At 43.7% G+C, this 21,648-nt stretch carries 19 protein-coding genes; all 19 read right to left on the bottom strand.

Going from position 1 to position 21,648, the window contains the following annotated elements; translation table 11 throughout:
• Positions 1–68: 68 nt before the first annotated feature.
• The 19 genes from AB4507_RS08485 to AB4507_RS08395 all read right to left on the bottom strand — a co-directional run bounded on the left by AB4507_RS08485 (position 69) and on the right by AB4507_RS08395 (position 21,517).
• A complete protein-coding gene (locus tag AB4507_RS08485) occupies positions 69–1,112 on the bottom strand; it encodes a rod shape-determining protein (protein WP_017068734.1) in 1,044 nt (347 codons plus the stop codon).
• Between the two features lie 150 nt (positions 1,113–1,262).
• Positions 1,263–5,663, bottom strand: coding sequence for a DUF6701 domain-containing protein (locus tag AB4507_RS08480; RefSeq protein WP_372182533.1), 4,401 nt, complete (start codon positions 5,661–5,663; stop codon positions 1,263–1,265).
• Positions 5,660–6,097, bottom strand: a complete 438-nt coding sequence (locus tag AB4507_RS08475; protein WP_372182532.1) for an MSHA biogenesis protein MshP — start codon at positions 6,095–6,097, stop codon at positions 5,660–5,662. The genes AB4507_RS08480 and AB4507_RS08475 overlap by 4 nt, the downstream gene beginning before the upstream one ends.
• A complete protein-coding gene (locus AB4507_RS08470) occupies positions 6,087–6,839 on the bottom strand; it encodes a PilW family protein (protein ID WP_372182530.1) in 753 nt (250 codons plus the stop codon). The genes AB4507_RS08475 and AB4507_RS08470 overlap by 11 nt, the downstream gene beginning before the upstream one ends.
• Positions 6,839–7,408, bottom strand: coding sequence for a prepilin-type N-terminal cleavage/methylation domain-containing protein (locus AB4507_RS08465; RefSeq protein WP_372102341.1), 570 nt, complete (start codon positions 7,406–7,408; stop codon positions 6,839–6,841). The genes AB4507_RS08470 and AB4507_RS08465 overlap by 1 nt, the downstream gene beginning before the upstream one ends.
• Positions 7,405–7,923: a prepilin-type N-terminal cleavage/methylation domain-containing protein gene (locus AB4507_RS08460; protein ID WP_372182529.1), complete on the bottom strand. Its 519-nt coding sequence runs from the start codon at positions 7,921–7,923 to the stop codon at positions 7,405–7,407. The genes AB4507_RS08465 and AB4507_RS08460 overlap by 4 nt, the downstream gene beginning before the upstream one ends.
• Before the next feature lie 142 nt (positions 7,924–8,065).
• A complete protein-coding gene (locus AB4507_RS08455) occupies positions 8,066–8,542 on the bottom strand; it encodes a type II secretion system protein (RefSeq protein WP_229648289.1) in 477 nt (158 codons plus the stop codon).
• 35 nt (positions 8,543–8,577) lie between these two features.
• On the bottom strand, positions 8,578–9,153 hold the full coding sequence (locus AB4507_RS08450; RefSeq protein WP_372182528.1) for a prepilin-type N-terminal cleavage/methylation domain-containing protein: 576 nt from the start codon (positions 9,151–9,153) through the stop codon (positions 8,578–8,580).
• 79 nt (positions 9,154–9,232) lie between these two features.
• A complete protein-coding gene (locus AB4507_RS08445) occupies positions 9,233–9,688 on the bottom strand; it encodes a hypothetical protein (RefSeq protein ID WP_017068728.1) in 456 nt (151 codons plus the stop codon).
• A gap of 3 nt (positions 9,689–9,691) precedes the next feature.
• Entirely contained in the window at positions 9,692–10,915 is a 1,224-nt protein-coding gene (locus AB4507_RS08440) for a type II secretion system F family protein (RefSeq protein WP_017061351.1), read from the bottom strand.
• A gap of 12 nt (positions 10,916–10,927) precedes the next feature.
• The gene (locus AB4507_RS08435; RefSeq protein WP_017061350.1) at positions 10,928–12,652 is read right to left on the bottom strand and encodes a GspE/PulE family protein; all 1,725 of its coding nucleotides are present in this window, start codon (positions 12,650–12,652) and stop codon (positions 10,928–10,930) included.
• A complete protein-coding gene (locus AB4507_RS08430) occupies positions 12,642–13,817 on the bottom strand; it encodes a tetratricopeptide repeat protein (RefSeq protein WP_372182527.1) in 1,176 nt (391 codons plus the stop codon). The genes AB4507_RS08435 and AB4507_RS08430 overlap by 11 nt, the downstream gene beginning before the upstream one ends.
• A 2-nt stretch (positions 13,818–13,819) precedes the next feature.
• Entirely contained in the window at positions 13,820–14,659 is an 840-nt protein-coding gene (locus AB4507_RS08425; protein ID WP_017061348.1) for an ExeA family protein, read from the bottom strand.
• A gap of 53 nt (positions 14,660–14,712) precedes the next feature.
• Positions 14,713–16,350 (bottom strand): pilus (MSHA type) biogenesis protein MshL, encoded by a 1,638-nt coding sequence (gene mshL, locus AB4507_RS08420; protein WP_017065932.1) that lies wholly within the window; start codon positions 16,348–16,350, stop codon positions 14,713–14,715.
• A 15-nt stretch (positions 16,351–16,365) separates the two neighbouring features.
• The gene (locus tag AB4507_RS08415) at positions 16,366–16,698 is read right to left on the bottom strand and encodes a hypothetical protein (protein WP_017061346.1); all 333 of its coding nucleotides are present in this window, start codon (positions 16,696–16,698) and stop codon (positions 16,366–16,368) included.
• Positions 16,691–17,338 carry a type 4a pilus biogenesis protein PilO gene (gene pilO, locus AB4507_RS08410; RefSeq protein ID WP_017061345.1) on the bottom strand — a complete coding sequence of 216 codons (648 nt, stop codon included), beginning with the start codon at positions 17,336–17,338 and terminating at the stop codon, positions 16,691–16,693. Before pilO ends, AB4507_RS08415 begins: the two co-directional genes overlap by 8 nt.
• Positions 17,338–18,780, bottom strand: coding sequence for an MSHA biogenesis protein MshI (locus AB4507_RS08405; RefSeq protein ID WP_017061344.1), 1,443 nt, complete (start codon positions 18,778–18,780; stop codon positions 17,338–17,340). The genes pilO and AB4507_RS08405 overlap by 1 nt, the downstream gene beginning before the upstream one ends.
• Positions 18,781–18,782: 2 nt before the next feature.
• Positions 18,783–20,804, bottom strand: coding sequence for an RNase E specificity factor CsrD (gene csrD, locus AB4507_RS08400; protein WP_372182526.1), 2,022 nt, complete (start codon positions 20,802–20,804; stop codon positions 18,783–18,785).
• Between the two features lie 161 nt (positions 20,805–20,965).
• Positions 20,966–21,517, bottom strand: coding sequence for a single-stranded DNA-binding protein (locus tag AB4507_RS08395; RefSeq protein ID WP_017062970.1), 552 nt, complete (start codon positions 21,515–21,517; stop codon positions 20,966–20,968).
• Positions 21,518–21,648 lie beyond the last annotated feature (131 nt).

The following is a 21,648-nucleotide window of genomic DNA, read 5'->3' as shown; positions in this document are numbered from 1 at the left end:
TGATCCTATAGACAAGGTCCTAGGCTCTTTACATAAAACTAGATAAGAAAAGAGCCTAACACTAGATATTATTCTTCGCTGAACAGATCGCCGCCGTGCATGTCGATCATCTCTAGAGCTTTACCGCCACCTAGAGCAACACACGTTAATGGCTCTTCTGCAACAACAACAGGGATACCTGTTTCTTCTGTTAACAGGCGATCAAGGTCTTTAAGCAGTGCACCACCACCTGTTAGTACCATACCGTTTTCTGAGATATCAGAAGCCAGCTCTGGTGGACACTGTTCAAGTGCAACCATCACTGCAGATACGATGCCAGATAGAGGTTCTTGAAGTGCTTCAAGGATTTCGTTTGAGTTTAGGCTAAAGCTACGAGGCACACCTTCAGCAAGGTTACGACCGCGAACTTCGATCTCATTGACTTCATCGCCAGGGTAAGCTGAACCGATTTCGTGTTTGATCTTCTCTGCTGTCGCTTCACCGATCAAGCTGCCGTAGTTACGACGAACGTAGTTGATGATCGCTTCATCAAAACGGTCACCACCAATGCGAACAGAAGACGAGTAAACCACACCGTTCAGTGAGATAACCGCAACTTCAGTAGTACCACCACCGATATCAACAACCATTGAACCTGTTGGCTCAGAGACACGTAGGCCAGCACCAATCGCAGCAGCCATAGGCTCATCGATTAGGTAAACCTCACGAGCACCAGCACCTAACGCTGATTCACGGATAGCACGACGCTCAACCTGTGTTGAACCACAAGGTACACAAACCAAAACACGAGGACTTGGTTTAAGCACACTGTTGTCATGCACTTGTTTGATGAAGTGCTGAAGCATTTTTTCCGTTACGTAAAAGTCGGCAATTACACCGTCTTTCATTGGACGGATCGCTGAGATGTTACCAGGCGTACGACCAAGCATTTGCTTAGCAGCGTGGCCAACAGCAGCGACACTCTTTGCAGAACCCGCACGATCTTGGCGAATAGCTACAACTGAAGGCTCATCAAGAACAATGCCTTGGCCTTTTACATAAATAAGGGTATTGGCTGTACCTAAATCAATCGATAGGTCGTTTGAAAACATGCCACGAAGTTTTTTAAACATATTCTTCGCTCATCCTGCAAGAATTAGAAGACAAAAATTGCACTAAATGTACCAATGCCTTGCTGTTACGGCAAGGCATTGAAGTACAAACATGGACTGAAACCCGCAATTTCTTACAGATTCCTAACTTAAGGGGCAAAAATTATATTATTACTGACCTGTTAAGCCACTTTCACCTCGGTAGATCACACGATCGTTACCACGGTAGATACCAAATGTGACGACGGTGGATGGATCTTCATCACCCAGTTGGCGCCAGTTGTAACGTAGCCATGGTTGATCTTGATCACTGCCACTACATGAGATGTTATTTCCGCCATCGCTATCAGGCTCAGAGTCATCCATTCTTAACCACAGACGAACTTGCTCACGTGGCGCGTCTGTTCCTGCTGGCGTATTTTGATTTGCTGTGACCTCTTCTTCTCCATCATCCACATTTCCATTACCGTTAAATGAAACTAAAGTGGTTGCCGCCCCTTCACTGTGCCAAATAACTTGTTTACAAGTATTAGCCCCATTGAAGGTACTGCGGTCATCATCCTCGTTAACAATAAACTCGCTGCCATCCCAGAACTCAGCGCGCAATGGAATAGTTAGAGTAGTATCAGAATTGCCACCAATATCATCTAGCACCATTCGACCATAACGAGCTGGAGGCTGGACCGGAAACTCGACAGAATCAGTCAAAATATCAGAGTCAGTAAATGAAACAGGATCAACTCCTGCAACAGTCAAGCCAAAGTGGGTAATAGTGGAGTTAGCATCTGAAGTATTAAACGGTGCATCTCTGCGGCTAACGTCATACAAATCCGTAACTCGCTGAAGAACAGCGGCACTATCGTTCAACAACCAATGCTTACGATCAGTAGACCAAGTGCCTGCCTCAGTATCCAGCAAGAACCCATTATCGACAGCTGTATCATCTAGAACACCAAAACTGGCTTGTAGGCTCGGGGCAAAGAATTGATAGTTGTTAAGCGCGTTACCAACACTGCTTTCACCTGATGCCATTGGGTATACCTGATGAACGGTTGAGTCATAAGGTTGGTCTAAGTATGCAATATCACTTTGATTTGTAACATTCCACTCAGGGTCACCTTGCATGAAGTATTTGGGGTAAAAACGGCCGATAGTTTTAGACCCAGTGACACCTGAATCACCATTTGGAGGGGCAATGGTGCTATAAAAGTTACCCGTTTCAATTGCAACCAATTCAAAACTTCCTACCTCTGAGTAGGTTAACCCATCAAGTTGGTACCCACCATTTGACTGATCACTAATTGAAATACTCGGAGATATCGTGTCGGGCATCAAATAGCCAAGTACACCCTCACTTGGTGTGTCTAAATAATGGGAAACACTGATCGAAGCTTGAGACACAAAATAATTCGAAGGAACACCTACATTATTTGAACATACGGAATTTACATTAGCTCCGGTAATCATGGGTTTCACGTCCACATCAAAGCTCTCCCCCGCTGCAACAAAGCCACTACTACTGGATTCTGTACTCGTTCCACTTGAATCGCTATCAGTACATACAGCAAACTCATAAGGTTTAGATTTGACAACAAAGCTACCAACCAACCCCGAACTTGCGGAATCAGGCTGTTCATAAATAGGACACCCTTCAATTTCAGAACAATCAAAGCTAGGATCATTGATAACTACATTAACTTGCCCAACATTGCTCCAATTTACTTCAGTTGTAGCACCACCATTATCAAAATTTAGATCTGTAACTGAGAAGTCATCAAGTGATCCATCTTCAGGGGTAGGCATTTCAAGAAAGTAATCTTTAGAAGCATCAAATGATAAGTTTTTAGTATAGCCATTTACTGGGCTAACAACGCCTTGATCACAAGCTTGAGCCGTCACCTCTACCACTAACTCTTGAGAGTCTTGAGCTGCATTCATATGTATTTGGCTTGGGCTTGTATCAAACTTATAGGGCACATAAAAAACTTGTGTCGATGTTGCGGGCTCTGAATCGTAGACTCCCCCAACACTGAAATTACCAACCGTATCAGAGTCTAAATACAAGGTTCGAATGCCACCATCAAACGTATAATCCGGAGTTTCACACGCATTGTTAGCTTCACCCGTACACCATCGCGTTCCCGTTGGGGTTACCGTCGCTTCAAACTGCTCATTAGAGTCGACCAATTCGCCATTCTCTTCTAGGCGAAACTCAACCGGAATTCGCTCACAGGTTAGGCTATATAATTGTTGAGGTTCTACAACCAATAATCCTTGCTGTACTGGGGGTTCACAAGAATAATCAGGTTTGATTATCGTTACACCATTATCAAGCACGGCGACTCTCGCTGTCACGGCACCATGAATAGCTGTCTGATTTAAATCTACAGTATCTGCGAGAATAAATCCTTTGAAAGTAGAGTTCCCAACGTCAAATATGACCTCACCTTTAGGAGCGTATATAATGGGATAAGCGAAGTCAGATTGTATATCAACTGCCAAGTTAAACTTCATACGTGTTATCACATTTATTTGAGAGTTGCCCTCAAAGGCATATACCAAATCTCCTGCATCATGCTCATAATTATCAAAGGTCACCGTGGAATTATCAGGAAAAACCAGTTCTACACCCGCCCCTCCACTAACTTTAACATCTGAGATATAACTGTCTTCATCTAAGACGACTCGAACTAGATTATAATCATTCCCCTGCTTGTTGATAACGAGCTTAGACAAGTTACTCTCAATGAAAACATCTATTGTTTCACCGTTAATTTGGTAAGAACATATCTCTGAGTCCGCTCCGCAGCTCTGCAAAATATCCGAAGCCTTGCCCGTAATGGTTAAACTTTCTGATGGATTTTTTTCTGCAATAGAGGTTACGTAACTGCCTTTAATCTTTCTTAATTCAAGTTGGCTATCATTATTACCAACATCACATTGATGTTCATCACACACTGGAAAATTATAAATATGATAAAACTCACTCGCATCATCAAAACCCAATAATAAAAAGTCATCTTTTGTTGTCCATTTATCATTAAAGAGCTCATAGCCTTCAGAGACCTTTTTTAAAGATTGATTAATATAGTTATTAGACCAGCCGCTAAATTTTGTTTGCTGGCTGGTAACCGTCAATGAGCTATTCACACCAGTCCAACTCTGAATGGGCTCGGGAAACAAGTTACACACGTTGGCAACAGGAACCACCTCAGGTAACTCAAACGCAAAGTAACCCACTTCTTCCGGAATATGCGTGCGGTCTCTAAAGTCCTCATCTACAACAAAGCTAACTTGGTTCGTGTTAATGTTACATCGACGTAGCCAGCCTCCGTGTCCACCAGCCCTCTCTTGTTTATTAGCTATGATCCCGTCAATATTCGTTAGAGAGGTGGTAGCATACTTATCCTCACAGCCATCCAACATTGGGTCATTACCGCTTTGACTTGGCGTATCATACCCTCTTGCAAATTGAACCTTAAAACCATCAACATCAAGGTTAGTATTGGTGGCTAACGTCGCTAAAAACGCGATCTTCTCATCGTCATAATCATCGTTACTGCGGTGAGAAGCACTTAGCTCCAAAAACAAATCAATGTATGACGTTTCATCGGTTCGCCTAACCTTGCCAGAGGTCATCCATTTATCATTGTTATTTCGAGTTTGAATTTGATGCAATACCACCGGATTAGAAGAAAAGCCAGCTCCGCCAAAATCGCTATAAAGGACTCTATCATTACTATTTGAGCCTGATTTAGCACTGGCTGCATCGGTGTTCAAATAACCCGCTATGACTTCATGGCCATTAAAATCGGCCACACCGGGCTCAATCGCAAGGTAACTGACTTCTGTTATCGGTTGGCTATCTAAATCTGAACCACCGCCATTCTTTGGCGCCTTAATCTGCTTGATGGTCGCTTCGGTTTTGCTTACCTCGGTAACCATTAACGTTGCAGGAGCATCCGCGTCAGGGGCACTTGAATCAATGGTTGGCATCACAAACACCAGTGGCGTGTTGGTATAAGACTGAGTCAGTGGGATCTTACATTCTCCACCAGAGCACTGAACGATACCAAATTCATACTGAGCATCGTTTGAATAAACCGGCGGTGGCTCGATATCCGAGCTGTCACATTCTAGTTCAGTACTGTCCCCACTATTAATATCGACGCTTTGCGGGTGAATACCTTTAAAGTCTGCGGGGTAATTGCCTAAAAAAGTAAAACCCTGCCCATCGTCAACGTAGTAGTCTGCGGTTCCGGCATCATTTCCCGCTCCCGGCTGATAAATCAGTTGAACACTATAGTCTCCCCCACCAACCATGTAACGAGGATCGCGAATAAAGGGCGTATCTCCCACCGTAGGCTCATTAATATCATTGGTCCAGATGGTGTATTCCGGGCGGTTATTTCCGGGCTCTTGCTCTGCAAACACAGATTCAACAAGCTGGGCGGAATTGATATTAAATGATATTTTAAATTCACCGCTCGGATCTACGTTACAAGTCGACGCTGTCGCGATCAAAGGGAATAGGCAGAAACAGGCAACTAAAATATATCTACATGCTTTCATCGTATTGACTCCTTCACCCAAACTTCTTGAATACGCTGTACTTGGTTGATACCTGAGCCACAAATGGCTGTTGATTCAATCTTAAAAAAACCAACATCATCTAAAATTCCGATCGGAGTACAAGTTAACTCTTCAACTGTACAGATAGTCGACATCCCACTGCTCACTTGATTTGAATTTAAGTTACCACACGCTGCACTAACACTTGTTGAAACCGCGGGAGATACAGTCAAAGGGTACACTTGAGTAAGTGCCCACTCATTCGCAGAGTGTGCTAGCAACCAAGCCTGTGTCCCAAGTTGCTTACGGGTCAATGTATCGTGATTTGACCATTGGACTTGCACTAGAGAAGTCGCGAGGAAGCCCATCACCACAATAACAAATATTGCAACGACCAAAACACTGCCTTTTTGGGATGATTTACTATGGCGCATTAAGTACCTGCACATCTTGTTGGTAAACACTTACTTCGTTGTTTTGCTCAAGTACAAGATCGATGTGAATCACGCCACCTCTTTGTAAACTTGGCTCTTCGTAACGAAAATTACTGTCGGCATAATTGATGCTATCCGCCACAGTGACTCCGTTACGCTGGATTAAACCTTGATTCTGAATAGTATCGTTTACTAAACAGTAACTCACCGGAGCACTATCACTGTCATCGTAAATATAATGACGTTTAGCAATAGATTGACTACTCAAACTTACCGAAGAAGCGGTAAACACATTGCTCGTTGAGACTAACCCCGACACAGGAATTCGCTTAGTCGAATTCTCTCCGAACTCTGAATAATCCGTTGGGTTAATAATTAAGAAATCGTCTTCGTTGAGTATTGGGAAGTCTTGGCCGATAATAAAATTCAGCTCATCTGTCGCTTCATCAAAATGATAAAAACCAGAATATTTAATAGCATAGAATACTAGGCATTTTTGAGCATAGGACGAAGCCGAAGCTGGAGTAATACTCGAATCAAAACTGTTGGGAACCGCATGGCTTATCTCTCGCGACATTTTCTCAACAACAAATTGGCCTTTTACTTGTACTTTTTGACGATCAATAGTCTCAACATAGCCTTTCATACCGTATTCAACAAAACCGGCAATTGCGAGGCCAATGACGGCAACCACAACAATGGTTACGATCATTTCTATCAAAGTAAAACCACGTTGTTTCATTAGTAGTTCCCCTTGTAAGCAACCAAGCTATAACGGTTGTTACCACCAAAGATCTGTAACTCAACGCGCTTCATCGTTCCAATTACATTGTCGTTAAGCCCGTCCATGTCTTCGTCATAAAACACCAAGACCTCAACTCTAAAATTGGCATAACTGTCTTCGATATTTTCATCTAGGATATTAGCAAGTGGGTACTTAATAGGTGATACACATGCTGATTCAGTGGTATCGGTGTACCAGCATCCAATATAATCATCGACATCATTAAAAGCAGCGGGCGCAGTCTCTGCCCCATCCACTCCCAGTTCATTAGGGGCAGAACAAGCCGTCGCACCAGCATCCCCACAACGCACCAGACCACCATCAAAATCACTGTGTTCATCAAAGCCGCGAGCTAAAATTTGATTCATCAAACTCTGGCCTAAGGCCACGGAACGGTTTTGATATTGTGGGTCTGCTGAACTTGCCACTTGTGGTGCTAAAAAACTACTAATCGTCACCATCGCAATACCCAGTACGATAATCACAACAATACTTTCAATCAGAGTAAAACCACGTGAGCGAATCATAGACACGCCCCTTCACTCACATAACCTTGAGAATTGATACACACACTGGCTTGGTTTTGCGCTGAGGTAATCAAGATGCTCACACCACTACTGGCGGTATCAAGCGGGTTACCGAGAAGATCAAACGTAATTTGTGACACTGAAGGTGTAGTACTAAACGAGACTTGATCAGCTACAACTAAATCGCTCCGAGAGTTAGGGTCACTAGCACTGCAACCTCTTGAACTACCAATACAACTAGCATTGATAGTTATGCGGCTGCGCAGACAAAGTTTTTGAAGATCAAGGTTACTCGTATCGTTACAGTAATTGTATAAGTTGGGGATATTGGTTTGAATGCGATTCACTTGAACCTGACGAATCACCGAGATAATTTGCTCTTGCGCAGTAAAAGTGGAATAGCTAGAAGTACCAACGAAGCGACTCGCGGCAAACGTTGAAATAATACCGAGGATAATGATAACGATGATCAGCTCTACCAGAGTAAAGCCGTTGGGTGTGGGGCTGTTATCCATAATGAGCCTCTAACTGCCAAGCGAGTACTGATTATACAAGATAATGAAGCTTTCGCTCTTATGTATATGAATAGTTTTGATATTTGTATGTTTTGGATAGAAAAAAGGCCAGCAGGTGCTGGCCTAATCAAAAATATTTGACTTAGTTAGCAGAACAGATTGTACCAGTACCTGAAGATACAACGTTTGCAGTAGCCGGTGTATTAGCATTCTCAGCTTGAGTATATACAACACAGTTAGTAGTGTAATTTGGAATGCCAAAAGTTACTTGAGCAGGATCTGAATCAGTTACTACTTCAATAAATTCAAAATCATCACCGATTCCCTGAACGATATTTGTAATATCATCTTCAGTTGCATTTGGGTAACCAAAAGTAGTATTGATAGTTGAACCACCAGCGCTTAGAGCACCTGAAGTACTCTCGAAGCCTTCAATTGCAGCCTTACCATAAATAATGCTCGCTGAGCCTTGAATTGCACCAGCTAGACCTTCAAGCGTTGCATCCTTCGCATCATCTTGCAGGTTTAGGAAACGTGGTGCCGCAGTTACAGCAAGAATACCTAGAATAACAATTACAACCACTAGTTCGATTAGGGTGAAACCGCCTTGTCTTTTCATAGTTAAGCTCTCTCTATGTTTAATTTTACGCAGACTTACTGCAAAGTTACGGTCACACGACCAGTTTTAATTTCGTAAACAAATTCATGCTCGGTACTACCTTCTAATTGAACGTAAGTACAGGTTGCATCACCTGAATTCGCTTGCGCTGAATATTTGTAATTTGAGTCATTAGCGATATCTGAAACCGCACCAACTTTAGGTGGATTTTGCAGCAAGTTTTCCATCAACTCAGAACATGTTTGGTCTGAAATATCTTGTGGAGCAGTGCTCGAATTATTGTTCAGAGTCCACGGATAGCCATCACGAAAGTCGGTCTCGACGTTGTTACTGTTTTTTGATCTTGTTAACCAAAAATCAACACCATCATAGTTTACAGTATTGTATGTTTCAACACCTATCTTCTCTGACGGCCTTGCTTCCGCTTCCCATTGTGCTCTTGCTGACAAAACAGCCGTTGCAAAGCCACCAGCGACACCTTCAATACTGGATTTCTTGGCTTCATCCGTCACATCAAGAAAACGAGGCAACGCAGCGACCGCCAATAAACCAACAACTACGATCACTATCACTAATTCGACAAGGGAGAAACCCTTTTGATTCTTAAGCATTTTCTACCTACTCATCTAATTATTAACGCGCATTATACATTCGCGCACGTATAAAACCATACTAAAACTGTCAATATTTTCACAAAGCCAAAATATTGGCTTTTACACTAAACCTTTCTCTTTCAAGTAATATATCTACCTGATATTTATCAGTATAATGATAACTACAGTGAAAGTGTCTGTTGTCACTTTTATCTTCAACTCTTGGAGAGCTTAGCCCTAAAATGCTCCCTTGAGGATATAATTGATCCAGCCAATAATTACAGTCTCGCTCCGTACCTTGGATAGGCATTACCCACCCAGTTCTGCTGTAGATCTTTGGGGGTTCCGAGCCTTCTTCTTGCCCAGCACCCGATAACAAATACTGCTGTTTGAACAAATTGGCTTGCTCTAAAATCCGCTTGCTCGCGACGATAAATGCCGTGTTAGTCGCTTCTTCTTCTACCGTTTTGAATGCCGAAAGCACACCGACAATAAGAAAAAGAATAACCACTGTCCAAATAACAAAACGTGAGCGTTGTAGGTTATTTAGCATTCCCTAGCCTTTGATCGCATCCAACATTCCCCACATCGGCAAGAAGATACCTAGCGCCAAAATCAGCACCATGCCTGCAACGATGGTTAACAAAATGGGTTCAATTCTGGCGGTTAAGGTTTTCAGATCGTAATCGACTTCGCGGTCATAAAAATCAGCCACTTCAAGTAATAGCTCATCAATACGACCCGTCTCTTCACCGACGGAGATCATTTGTATCACGAGCGGTGTGAAAATTTCGCTGTTAATCGCGGTCGACGAAACCGTACTACCGGCTTCAATGGCCGATTTCATGGCTTGAACTCGCAACTCTAGAAAACGGTTATCTAAAGCTTCCGCCGAAAGCGCTAGCGACTGGTTCAGTGGAACACCCGCTTTAAGCATCAAAGCAAAAGTACGCGAGAAGCGTGACAACAGTGCTCGATTCACTACCCCGCCAATGACCGGCATTTTTAAGCGTAATCGATCCCACTTCTCGAGCCCTTTGTCTGTCTTAACCCAGGCTTTAAAAGCAAAGATAAGACCAAAGATCACGCCTAGCATTAAGCCCCAGTAATTCACAAAGAACTCAGACATACCAATCAAGATACGAGTAGGCAGCGGCAAGTCGACACCAAAGCGCGCAAACATGCTTGAGAACTGTGGAATAACCTTGATGTTAAGAATGAACATTGCGATCAAGATAAAACTGATCACGAATGTTGGGTAACGCATCGCAGTCTTAATTCGTTTGCGAGTCTCAACTTCCTGTTCGTAGTATCCAGCTAATTGCAGTAAAGCCTGATCTAGGCGACCTGTGTTTTCACCAACACCAATCATCGAGACAAACAACGGACTGAACACCTTGGGGTGCATCTGCATTGACGCCGCTAAGCCGCGACCATTGGTTAGCTCAGCAACCACTTCTTCTAAGGCGGCTTTCAGCTGCTTATTTTCACAGTTTTGAGTGAGGCCTTTCATCGATCTTAATAGTGGTACACCCGCTTTGGTTAGGCTGTATAACTGTCGACAAAACAGAACCAACACCTCTAACGGTACACTCGGAAAGAACAGACTCGATACATCCATATCTAAGACTGAACCACCACTTTTGCCCAGTTTGATAGAGGTTGGAATGATCCCTTTACTCATCAAGCTTTCAGCAGCAAGATCTTCGTTATTCGCGTCTAATTGCCCACTTACTTGACTACCATCAGAGCTGCGACCTACATAACGATACGTTGGCATATCATTCTACCCCTACAGATAAATTGGGTCAGTGGCACCGGACGCATCACCTTCGCCAAGATGCATTATCTCATCAAGACTCACGACACCTTGCAGAGCCAATTCCATCGCAGAAGCCAATAACGGTTTATAGTTTTCAGACTGTCTCGCCTTTTGAGCAAAACCTACCGCATCATTAGCTCTCAGTGCATCCATCATGTTTTGCTCTAGCTCCAACATTTCAAATACACCAATTCGCCCGCGGTAACCGGTTAAGTTACAGTTCTGGCAACCACGGCCTTTCATAAACGGCACACCTACTTGGTTAGGGAAACGGACGCTCAGCCATTGCTTGCGAGGTTCATCTAACTCATCCTCAACCTTACAATCTGTACACACTTTACGAACTAATCGCTGTGCGACTACTGCTCGAACAGCGCTCGCGACCAAGTAACCCGGAGCACCCATATCCATCATACGCAACGCGCTGTCTACCGCATCATTGGTATGTAACGTACTTAATACTAAGTGGCCGGTCAGTGCAGCTCTCAAGCCTATCTCAACGGTTTCGTGGTCACGCATCTCACCGATAAGAATAATATCGGGATCCTGACGTAGAAAGGTTCTCAAGATAGTAGAGAAATCGAGATTGATCTTAGGGTTTACCTGAACTTGATTCACACGAGGTAGGCGGTATTCCACCGGGTCTTCCGCAGTAATGATCTTTTTACCCGGTTCGTTTAATTCACTTAACGCGCCGTATAAGGTTGTTGTTTTACCTGAGCCGGTTGGGCCGGTAACCAAAATCATGCCATGTGGACGGCGCAATTGTTGACGCAGACGAACCAACAGATCACTCGGTATGCCCGACTCTTCTAGTTTACGTAGGCCTGCTGACTGGTTAAGAAGACGCATAACCACTGATTCACCGTGCTGTACTGGCATGGTCGACATACGAATATCAACCGACTGACCTTTAGCTCGGATATTAAATCGGCCGTCTTGAGGAAGACGTTTCTCTGAAATATCGAGGTTTGCCATCAGCTTCAAGCGCAGTACAAGTGCTGAAGCAATATTCACTTCATTCAGCAATGTTTCATGCAGCACACCATCAATACGCTGACGAAGACGCAATACGTTTGAATCTGGCTCGATATGGATATCCGAAGCACCAACCTGAATAGCATCTTCAAATAGTGAGTTGATCAGCTTAACGACGGTAACTTCATCACTGTCTTCTTCAGCGATATCGAAATCAAAAGCATCATTAACTTGGTGTTCAGCGTGAAGTTGCTCAGCAAACGAGGCAATCTCTTTGGTTCTTCGATAATAGCGATCGAAGCCATCAACCAATTGCCTTTCTTGAGCAACAACGAATTCCAGCGCGTAATCGCCGAGCTGACCAAGCAAAGACTCTTGGGCAAACAGATCCGCAGGGTCACTCATTGCAACACGCAAAGTGTCACCTTGGCGTCCAATAACCAATGCACGAAGGCGACGAGCATGTACTTCGGGTAAAAGCTGTACTGCTTCAACATCGACAACGGCTCGGCTTAAATCAATAAGAGGAATCGCTAACTGCTGCGACAAAAAGCTCAGCATTTGCTGTTCTGACAAGAAGCCAAGCTCAATTAGCGCATCACCCAGCTTACGCCCAGTACTTTTCTGAGCGGCCAGTGCTTGTTCAACTTGAGCCTCAGTGATAATGCCTTCTTCGACAAGCAAATCACCAAGTCTTTTTCTTAATCTAATTTGCATCGCCGCTCTCCTCTAAAGCATTGAGTATTTTTAACCGGTCACGCACAAAGCTTTGTGATTGAGATGAGATACCGACTCTGGTTAACGCACCTTGGTATGACGCTTTAGCAGCTGTGAAATCGAGTTGACGTTCTTGCTGAATCGCTAAGCCTAACCACCAGCGAGCATTATCTGAATCGACCTCAACCAACTTTTGGTAACTTTCCAATGCCACTTCTTCTTGCTGACTCTTTTGACTCAAGGCCGCACGCATCGCCAAATAATTTTGGGTAGGGTTCGGTGGTAAATGTATTAACGGACTTAAAGCCGCTTCTGATTGATTCGCTTTTACCAGCAGTTTTGATAACCCTAAACGCAGTTTTTCACTGTTGATGTTGAGCTTGATACCAGACTGATAAAGCTCATAGGCTTTGCGAGTATCGCCTTTACCAAAATAGAGAATCGCAAGTTTCTGACGGACATCTTCATTTCGTGGCGTGTAGCGTAGAGCTTCAGTGTAGCCCTTCAACGCACCAGTAAGATCGTTCGCATCAAGCGCTTTCTGAGCTCGACCTTGTGCATTCACAGATAGCTGTTCCGGAGTTAACTCAACCTGCTCGATCAACATTCCGCTATTTTCTGAACCACCAGAGGTTATAGGCTCATTAGAGATAGACGCAGGATCTTTTTTGGCCACACTAGCAACGTAAACTGGTTGGGGAATTTCAGTCTTAGTCGTTTTAGGCGTGCTTAGAGGTTTAGCCGGTGTTTGTTGTTTTGTCGCTTTTGGGGCAGACATAACAACTGATTCGGAAACACTAGGCTTAGATTGAGCGCTTTTTGCCATCGCAGTGTTTTCTGTTGAAAGGATCGCAGAGTCTAGTGTCACCAATTTCTTAGTTGGCGATGAGATAGGTTGAGCAACTTCCTGAATGCCATTTGAATCATCAACGACAGAGACTTGAACCTGTAAATCTCGAGTTGAGATTGACTGCTCAACAATAGACTGATCAATCACAGGGCCTTGCGATATCGCCCAACCGCCCATCGCTAAGCTCAAAGTAAAACCTGCAACAACCCAAACTAGGGGGGAACGCGTTTTTACTTTAGGTACGACTGCCGCTTCAATCGAAGTCGCTGACTTTTTCTTTGCCAATTCAGACAAGGCGTTGTTAATGACGCTCATAATTAATTCCAACCCCACAGTATTGGCGTTTTAAATTTAGGCTTACACACATCGTACGTTTCATGCATAGCTGAAAAAAGATGTTGGTTGTCGATACTTTTCTTATCTTCACTGAACGAAAGCAATAGAGCCTTATGGCAAAGTTGGTTTATCAATCTAGGGATACCTAACGACGAACGACAGATCGCCTTTTTTTGATTCAAGCTGAATAACTCAGGACTGCCACCAGATTTAGCGATTCGATTATCAATATAAGCCACCGTTTCATCGAGATTCAGCGGTCTCAGTGTCGAACTAAATGTGATTCTTTGGCGAAACTGCCTTAGGTGATAAGCCTCTAATCGAGCATCCAATTCTGGCTGACCTAATAGAACAATCTGCAGCAGTTTTTTATCTTCCGTTTCAAGGTTACCAAACAACCTTAATGTTTCGAGCGCTTCATCCGATAGAGCCTGAGCTTCATCAAGAATAGCCACCACTCTTAAACCAGAATTGTGCAATTCAATGAGCTTATGCTGAATGTTATCAACCAAGGTTGCTTCATTATCGACAGCTAAACCAAGCTCTGTTGCAACCGCCTGGCGCAAGTCTGCCCCTGATAACACAGGGTTTGGTAAGTAGATCAGAGCTGTACAGTCATGTAGGTGATTGACCAACATTCGGCAAACCATGGTTTTTCCAGTGCCTACCTCTCCGGTCACCTTAATCACGCCCTCACCCATTTCCAACGCCGAGATTACCGTCTGAATCGCTTCGAAATGAGGCGCTAAACCATAGAAGAAATCGGTATTCGGCGTTAAGGTAAATGGCAGTTGTTCAAAACCAAAGTGAGCTTGATACATACGACGACCTAGCTTAGTGAGACACTGCCACTCTATATAGAGAAAATAAGCAATTACTCTTCATCAGGGAACCACTGTTGAAGAAGATCACGTGAACGCTCCAACTCATTTTGCCAAGTATTCACACCCACGATCGTTGGCTTAAGCAAGATCACGAGTTCAGTTTTTTGCGTTAACTGATTGGTGTTACGGAACAAATGACCTAAGGCTGGAATATCACCGAGGAATGGAACTTTAGAGGTCACATCACTGGTGTTGGATTTCATCAAACCACCAATAACAACCACATCGCCATCTCGAGCTCGAATCACTGAGTCAGACTCACGAATAGAGCTTTTCGCCAAAGGAAGCTGCACCACACCCGTTGTAGAACCAAGGTTGAGCTCTTTCACTTCTTCCTCGACCTCAATAACGGCTGGGTGAACATGTAAGAATACGCTACCTTTATCATCTATCTGAGGGGTCACATCTAAGGAGATACCCGAAAAGAACGGAGTTAACTCAACCTCAGGTGCGACGTTCGCGTTGTCACCACTGCCTACCGCGCTAGATAAATCCGTCACGTAGTATTCGTCAGTACCCACTTTGATAACCGCTTTCTGGTTGTTTGCAGCTGTGACTCGTGGGCTTGATAGAACGTTCAGGTCACCTTGAGTATCCATAAAGCTCAATACCGCTTCAAAACTGCCATCTGAGATCGTTACGTTGGTTTGCCCGCCTAACAAAGAGCTGATCGCATCTAATGGAGGCAAAGTTCCACCAGGTCGATCAATTACCACACCGCCGCTGCCAATCGACTTAGACAAATTCGACCAGCTAATTCCTTGTTGGTAACCATCACTCAAAGTGACTTCCATGATTTTGGCTTCTAGGATAACTTGACGCTGCAGGCGTTTTTGAGAAATACCTAAGAACTCTCGAACCTCACGAATTTCGTCAGGGTAAGCACGCACTGTAATCACACTCGCTTGCGGGGTCACGACAACGCTTTGCCCATCGCCCGAGCCAATTAAGTGAGCAACCGCCGCTTCAAGCTGTGGCCAAAAATCACTTTCAGAGGTCGTTTCAATCTCTGTACCACCATTCGATGTCGAGTTTGATGAATTAGAAGAGTTAGATGAATTTGACGAGTTTGAGTTCGAGTTTGAAGAGCTCGATGAATTCGAATCTGAGTTAGAGATCGTGCCGGTGGTGATCGTCGTTAGTGAGCGACCAGAACGCTTAACTTGTAAGTAATCGACAGGGATCGTTACGGTGCGAAGACCTGCAGGATAAACTTGAATCACTTTGCCACGCTTTTCAATATCGTAGCCATACATATCTTGAGCAACAGCCAGTACCTCATCTAACGTCACGTCCGTTAGATTAAGCGTAAGGTTTCCAGACACACTTGGGTGAATAGCCGCACTATATTCCGTACCTTTCACTAAGCTGGCAAAAAAAGTTCTCGCTTCAACGCCTTTTGCCTGAATACGAAAACGCTTAACCGTTTCCATCCCCGGAGACATCGAGTCAGAATTAAGCTGAGGCATAAGGTCATCTTGAACCGACGAAGGCAGCTCATGAAGCGCTCTGCTATTGGCTTCATTAATTGATTCGTTTAAAGACTCTTTAATCTCAACAGGATCTCTATGCCCCATCGAACAGCCGACTAAAGATGACACTAGGATTGCTACTACAAGTTTACGCATGTCTTCACTCTAACCTTAATTATTCTTAACATCTAAAGAGAACATCTCTAATTTCCACTGCTTAGAGCTTCTCTGCAGAGTGACGTATTCTGGATCTATGTTCTTAACTCGGTACCCTCTGATCGTTTCCCCTTGTCCGAGAATCTGACCATTCATAATCGCATAGCAAGGCGTATCTCCCTTACACACGATGCTTTCTAAAGAAGGCAAGCGATAACGAGTTGGTGCTTTCTTAGCAGGCGCCGTTTTCTGTTGAGGTGAAAGCCAGCCTAATGGCGCCGTGGGATCTTGCTCAGCCCACACAAAAGAGCTACTAAATAGCAAGGACAACAAAAGAGTTCTAACCACCGATAAACTCCTGTCTAGTACCTAATGTGTAAACCTCGAACACCAGTCGAGCTTTAGGATATTCTTCTACTGAGTATTCAAATGTGCGCCAGTAGTAACTCACAGGTAGAGACTCAAGTGCTTGAAGGTAAGCTGAGATATCAAAGTAACTGCCGGTTAGCTCCATTCTTACAGGGTGAAGAAAGTAGCCTGAATATTCGCTGGTCTCTTTATTGTTCGAAATCGCTTCTGGTTTTAATGACTCTAGCGATTCAAGCTTTAGTCCATTACCGGCGTTAAGAACGCTCTCCAGTAACTGCGACATTTGAGAAGGTGTGATTAATCCATCAACAATCTGAGAAAGCTGAAGAGAGAGATCTTGGCTCTCCACCAGCAGCTTTTTGTACTCTCGATTAATTTCTTTGTCTGGGTCTTTGTTTAACTGAGCTTGCAGAACAAGTAACTCACCTTGCTGCCTTTGATTCGATTGAGTCAGGCTGCTCGCCTTGGCATTTTTAGCTTGTAGATCGAGATACGCAGGCTCAACCAATAAGGTGAACAACAACATCGATAGGCCAACAAAACCACACACAAAAAGTAGCCATTTTTCTCTTTGACTTAATGCAAGAAACTTATCGCTCAGCTGGTTCCACTGCTGCATTATTTACTCTCCCGACGAGTACTTAGCTCAAACGTCACCACATCCTGATCATTACGGCCAATTTTTAGTTTTTCAAAAGTGCGTCCGACTAAATTAAGCTCACTTTTAAACTGACCAATCCAGTTCGGAACGACATTTGCGTTACGAGCCAAGCCACTAAGATCTAAAGTATCGTGGGTCATGTAGATGTGCGAAAGAGAAATGTCATTTCGGCCTAATTTAGCTAAGGAATTCATGACGCCAGAATACCCGACTTGTTGGGATTCGTCGTATTGTCCAACAGCCTTCAAAGCCTCTTTTTTGGCCTCAGTCTCACGTTTGAGACGCGCAACCGCCGCGACTTTCTCTGGAGACGGTTTATGCTGAGTTAACTTACTATTCAATTGGTTAACTTGCTTGTTAAGTTGATTCGAGTCTTGTTGCAGGGCTGTTAGCTCTTTATCTAGATTAGAAACTTGATACTGCATTGCGAAGTAACCACCAAGCATCAAAACACAAATTACTCCCCAGCTCGCAACAACATTGGTCAGCGTAAAATATTCTTTTTTAGGCTTAAGGTGTTCAGGGTAAAGATTGACCTTAAACGTCTCTTTTTCAGCTGCAAGTTTAAGCAACAAACTCTCTGAATTATCACGCTCACCTTCAACCAACAGTGAAACTGTCGAGCTCAATGTACTGTTTAAGGCACTTTGTAACTCTGCTTCATCTTCTTCGTCACAACAGATTTTAAGCTGGTGAAGCTGGGTGCCTTTAATTTGAGAAGAAAGGTAATCAATCGAGCGTTGAAGCTCTAAAGCGAGGCCATCTAACTGCAGAGCACTTGACGCAACACCCGTTAAAGGTGGCACAACACTGCGGATGGTTCTTTGAAAACAAACGGTATTTTCGACAAACGCACCCAATTTAAAGTGTGAATTGACGCTACGTTGTAAAAGAATGAAATTAGACAGTTCGCCTGCACTGTAACCCCAGATTTCATCTTCAGGAGCAACACCTATTAATTCAACCTGAGCCGAATTAGTGATATTCAAAAGCTTGTCCAACAGCTTTTTAGGCAGGACATATACTTGCAGCTTGTTCGACGTTGGTAACGCGACCGCACTCGCAGTAATTTCCGTGACTCTTTCTGAAACAAGATCTTTGAGTAAAAAAGGCAGTGCTACCGACCATTCACTCTCTGGAATGTCCGGTTTATCAATTTGGTAGGTTTGGTAGTAGTTAGCACAGACAATCAGTTGGACGCTATTACTGGTAAACGCCTCACTGCTAAGCGATTTTTTTAGCGCACTCTCCCAGTCCCCATTAACCACGGGAATGCTGGCTACTTGAGGATCTTGTTCTGTCGATGAAATATAAATGGCGTCATTGCCCAGCAAGACAACTTGCGAGCTACCTTTATTATTCGTTGGCTTTATTTTGTCTAAAATCGCTTTAAAATTCATTCTTAACTACTACTCTTACGCCATCGATTTCTTCGTCCAACTTTGACAACAGATTCCGCTTTCGCGGCTTTTTCTGCTTGATTAGGCAAAGGGATAATTTGTTGTTCTTCGTCGAAATATCTCCCTTGATAGCCGTTAATGCCTAACTCTATCAAGGTATTCTTTTCTTGTTTTGTCTCGACTCCAACGGCAATAACTTGAGTTGGAGAATCACCACACGCCCCAATTAAGCTTCGAACAAACAGTTGGTTCTCATGCCTTTGATCGATTTTCTTTATTAGGCTTCGATGAAGCTTAATATAACTAACCTTCAAATCCTTTATATAGTGAGTGCTAACAATGGTTCGCCCAGCCTGGCCAACCACAACTTTACACCCTAAACCTCGCAACATCTTTGCCACCGGTCTCATATAATCAAGATGAGCAATCAAGTGCCCTTCTGAAAACTCAAACGCAAGCTGAGAGCGGTGTTGAGCAGAGAGCTGTAACAACTCACTCCTAAACCACTTAAAGTGCTGTTTATTAGCAAACGGGGTAACATTCAGATTCACTGAATAGTTGATAGGTTGAGTTGATTCTTTCAACGATTTCAACACAACCTTTAGAACCGATTGGTCCATTTGAGCTTGATAACCCACTTGCTCTACCGCAGGCATAAATCGAGACGATTTCAATAAACCTTTGTCAGGATCCTGAATTCTAGTAAATATTTCTCTATGCAATTCATTAACTTGACCAGGTTCCGGCATAAGATAACACCGCTGAGCAAAGATTACTAAATTTTCAGGAAGCAGCGCTTTATCAAGTAATGTTCTCCAACGAACACTGCCTCTATCAAGCTCATTCTTATTCTTATTCTCTTTCGGGTAACGGCTCCAGTTATTAATACGCTCTAACTGAGCACTCTTTAGTGCCGTTTCCGTTTCATCCATGATCTGGCTATGACGCTCACCTTCGGTATACATGGTCACACCAATATGACACCAGTTATCCGACTCTAAAGGCTCTGGCGGAGTTAGCTTATCTAACTGCCTTAAACACTGAGCAGCCAAGGTCGCAATATCTTTTGCGCCCTGATGAGGGATAAATACAGCAAAGTCCGCTTCGTAATAACGAGAAAAAATGACATCAGGATAGCGTTGAACAATATTCGACAATACTTCGCCAACTTCGATAATAAAGCCGTCAGTGATTTGCTTGTCATTAACATCACGAACTTGCTCCCATTCGTCGATACGTATCAATAACACACCACCTCGAGCACCGCTTTCATGCAAAGCCGATTCAAGCTTGTTATCGAATAAGACTCGGTTTGCCGTGCCTGTGAGTTTGTCTAGGAAGGTATGGGTACGAATAAAGGTATCGAAGCGGCTTCTTTCTTGACGAGCATCTTGCAGCTCTTCGATCAAGACATCCAAGGCTTCACTTGCCGTGTATGGCCATTCAAGTTCATCTCCCTTTGCATGAGCCTCAACTTGCCCTGCGAGGATCATTCTTCCTCGCTCTTCCAAGATCTCAGAACCCATCAACTGTTCCTTCAACCAACGAACACCACGAGCCAGACAGAAAAGGATCAATGCAACCGCCAAAGTAATTGACCACATTGCTTCCATTGAGTAGCTATAACCAATATAAGGAGGAAGTGCTTTAAATTCGATTCGGTAGCCTTGATTACGCTCTAAAATGAAGCTTTTCTCATAAAGACGATTGGGATCAATTTGTGGGGAGGTATCTTTGAAACGATAAACGATGCCGGTCTTGTTCGAGAGTTTCATCTCAACAATATTGCTCGCCTGCAACATCTTAGGCATCCAACGCTGCATTGAATACGCGGCGTCAGGGTCTTCCATCTCTTTATCTACAACGTCGACAATGCCAACCAAATAATGGTCTAAATATTCCTGTCCAATACGCTTAAAGGAAAGTGTGCCACCAATAAAAAGAATGAACATCGCGCTGATCACTATCACGGTGACAAATGCGACCAATCGAGTGCTCAATTTTAGTGTCGGGGTATATCTCATGAATAACGAAATCCTTTTCAACTCACATTATACCGTATTGCTACTTATACTATAAATTGACGTTGTAAATAAAGCGTTAAGAATTGTAGGTAACAAAAAGCCGCGATGAACGCGGCTTTTTCCAATTTAATACTGTCTTTATAATATATTAAAAACAGGGATTAAAATGGGATGTCATCATCAAAATCCATTGGCGGCTCATTATATTGAGGTTGAGCCTGCTGAGGAGCTTGTTGAGGTGCTTTTGGCTGCTGTTGAGCGGGAGCACTGTATTGTTGTTGCTGTGGCTGCTGTGGCTGACCCCAACCACCTTGCTGTTGGTTGTTACCCATGCCACCTTGAGCAGGAGCACCACCTTGAGCACGGCCGCCAAGCATTTGCATTACACCATTGAAGCCTTGAACAACCACTTCAGTTGTGTAGCGATCTTGACCGCTTTGATCTTGCCATTTACGAGTTTGAAGTTGACCTTCAATGTAAACTTGAGAACCTTTACGTAGGTACTCACCAGCAACTTCCGCAAGCTTGCCAAACAGAGCAACACGGTGCCATTCTGTTTTTTCACGCTGCTCGCCAGTTGCTTTATCACGCCATGACTCTGACGTTGCAATGGTAATGTTCGCTACTGCGCCGCCATTTGGCATGTAACGAATTTCAGGGTCATTACCTAGGTTACCCACTAATATAACTTTGTTAACTCCACGGCTAGCCATGATTTGCTCCGTCTAAATTCATAGTCTCAGAAAATTTTAGCGCACAAGAATAGCATGCTTTTCTGCAGTGATAAATCGCATTCCTATTCTCTCCTCACTACAAAGAATAAAAACGTAACAAATCATGATAT

The sequence above is a fragment of the Vibrio sp. 10N.222.54.A3 genome, assembly GCF_041474095.1.
Classification (GTDB): Bacteria; Pseudomonadota; Gammaproteobacteria; order Enterobacterales; family Vibrionaceae; genus Vibrio; species Vibrio crassostreae_C.
Note: the sequence above shows the minus strand (reverse complement) of the source record. Positions and strands in the feature narration are given on the sequence as shown.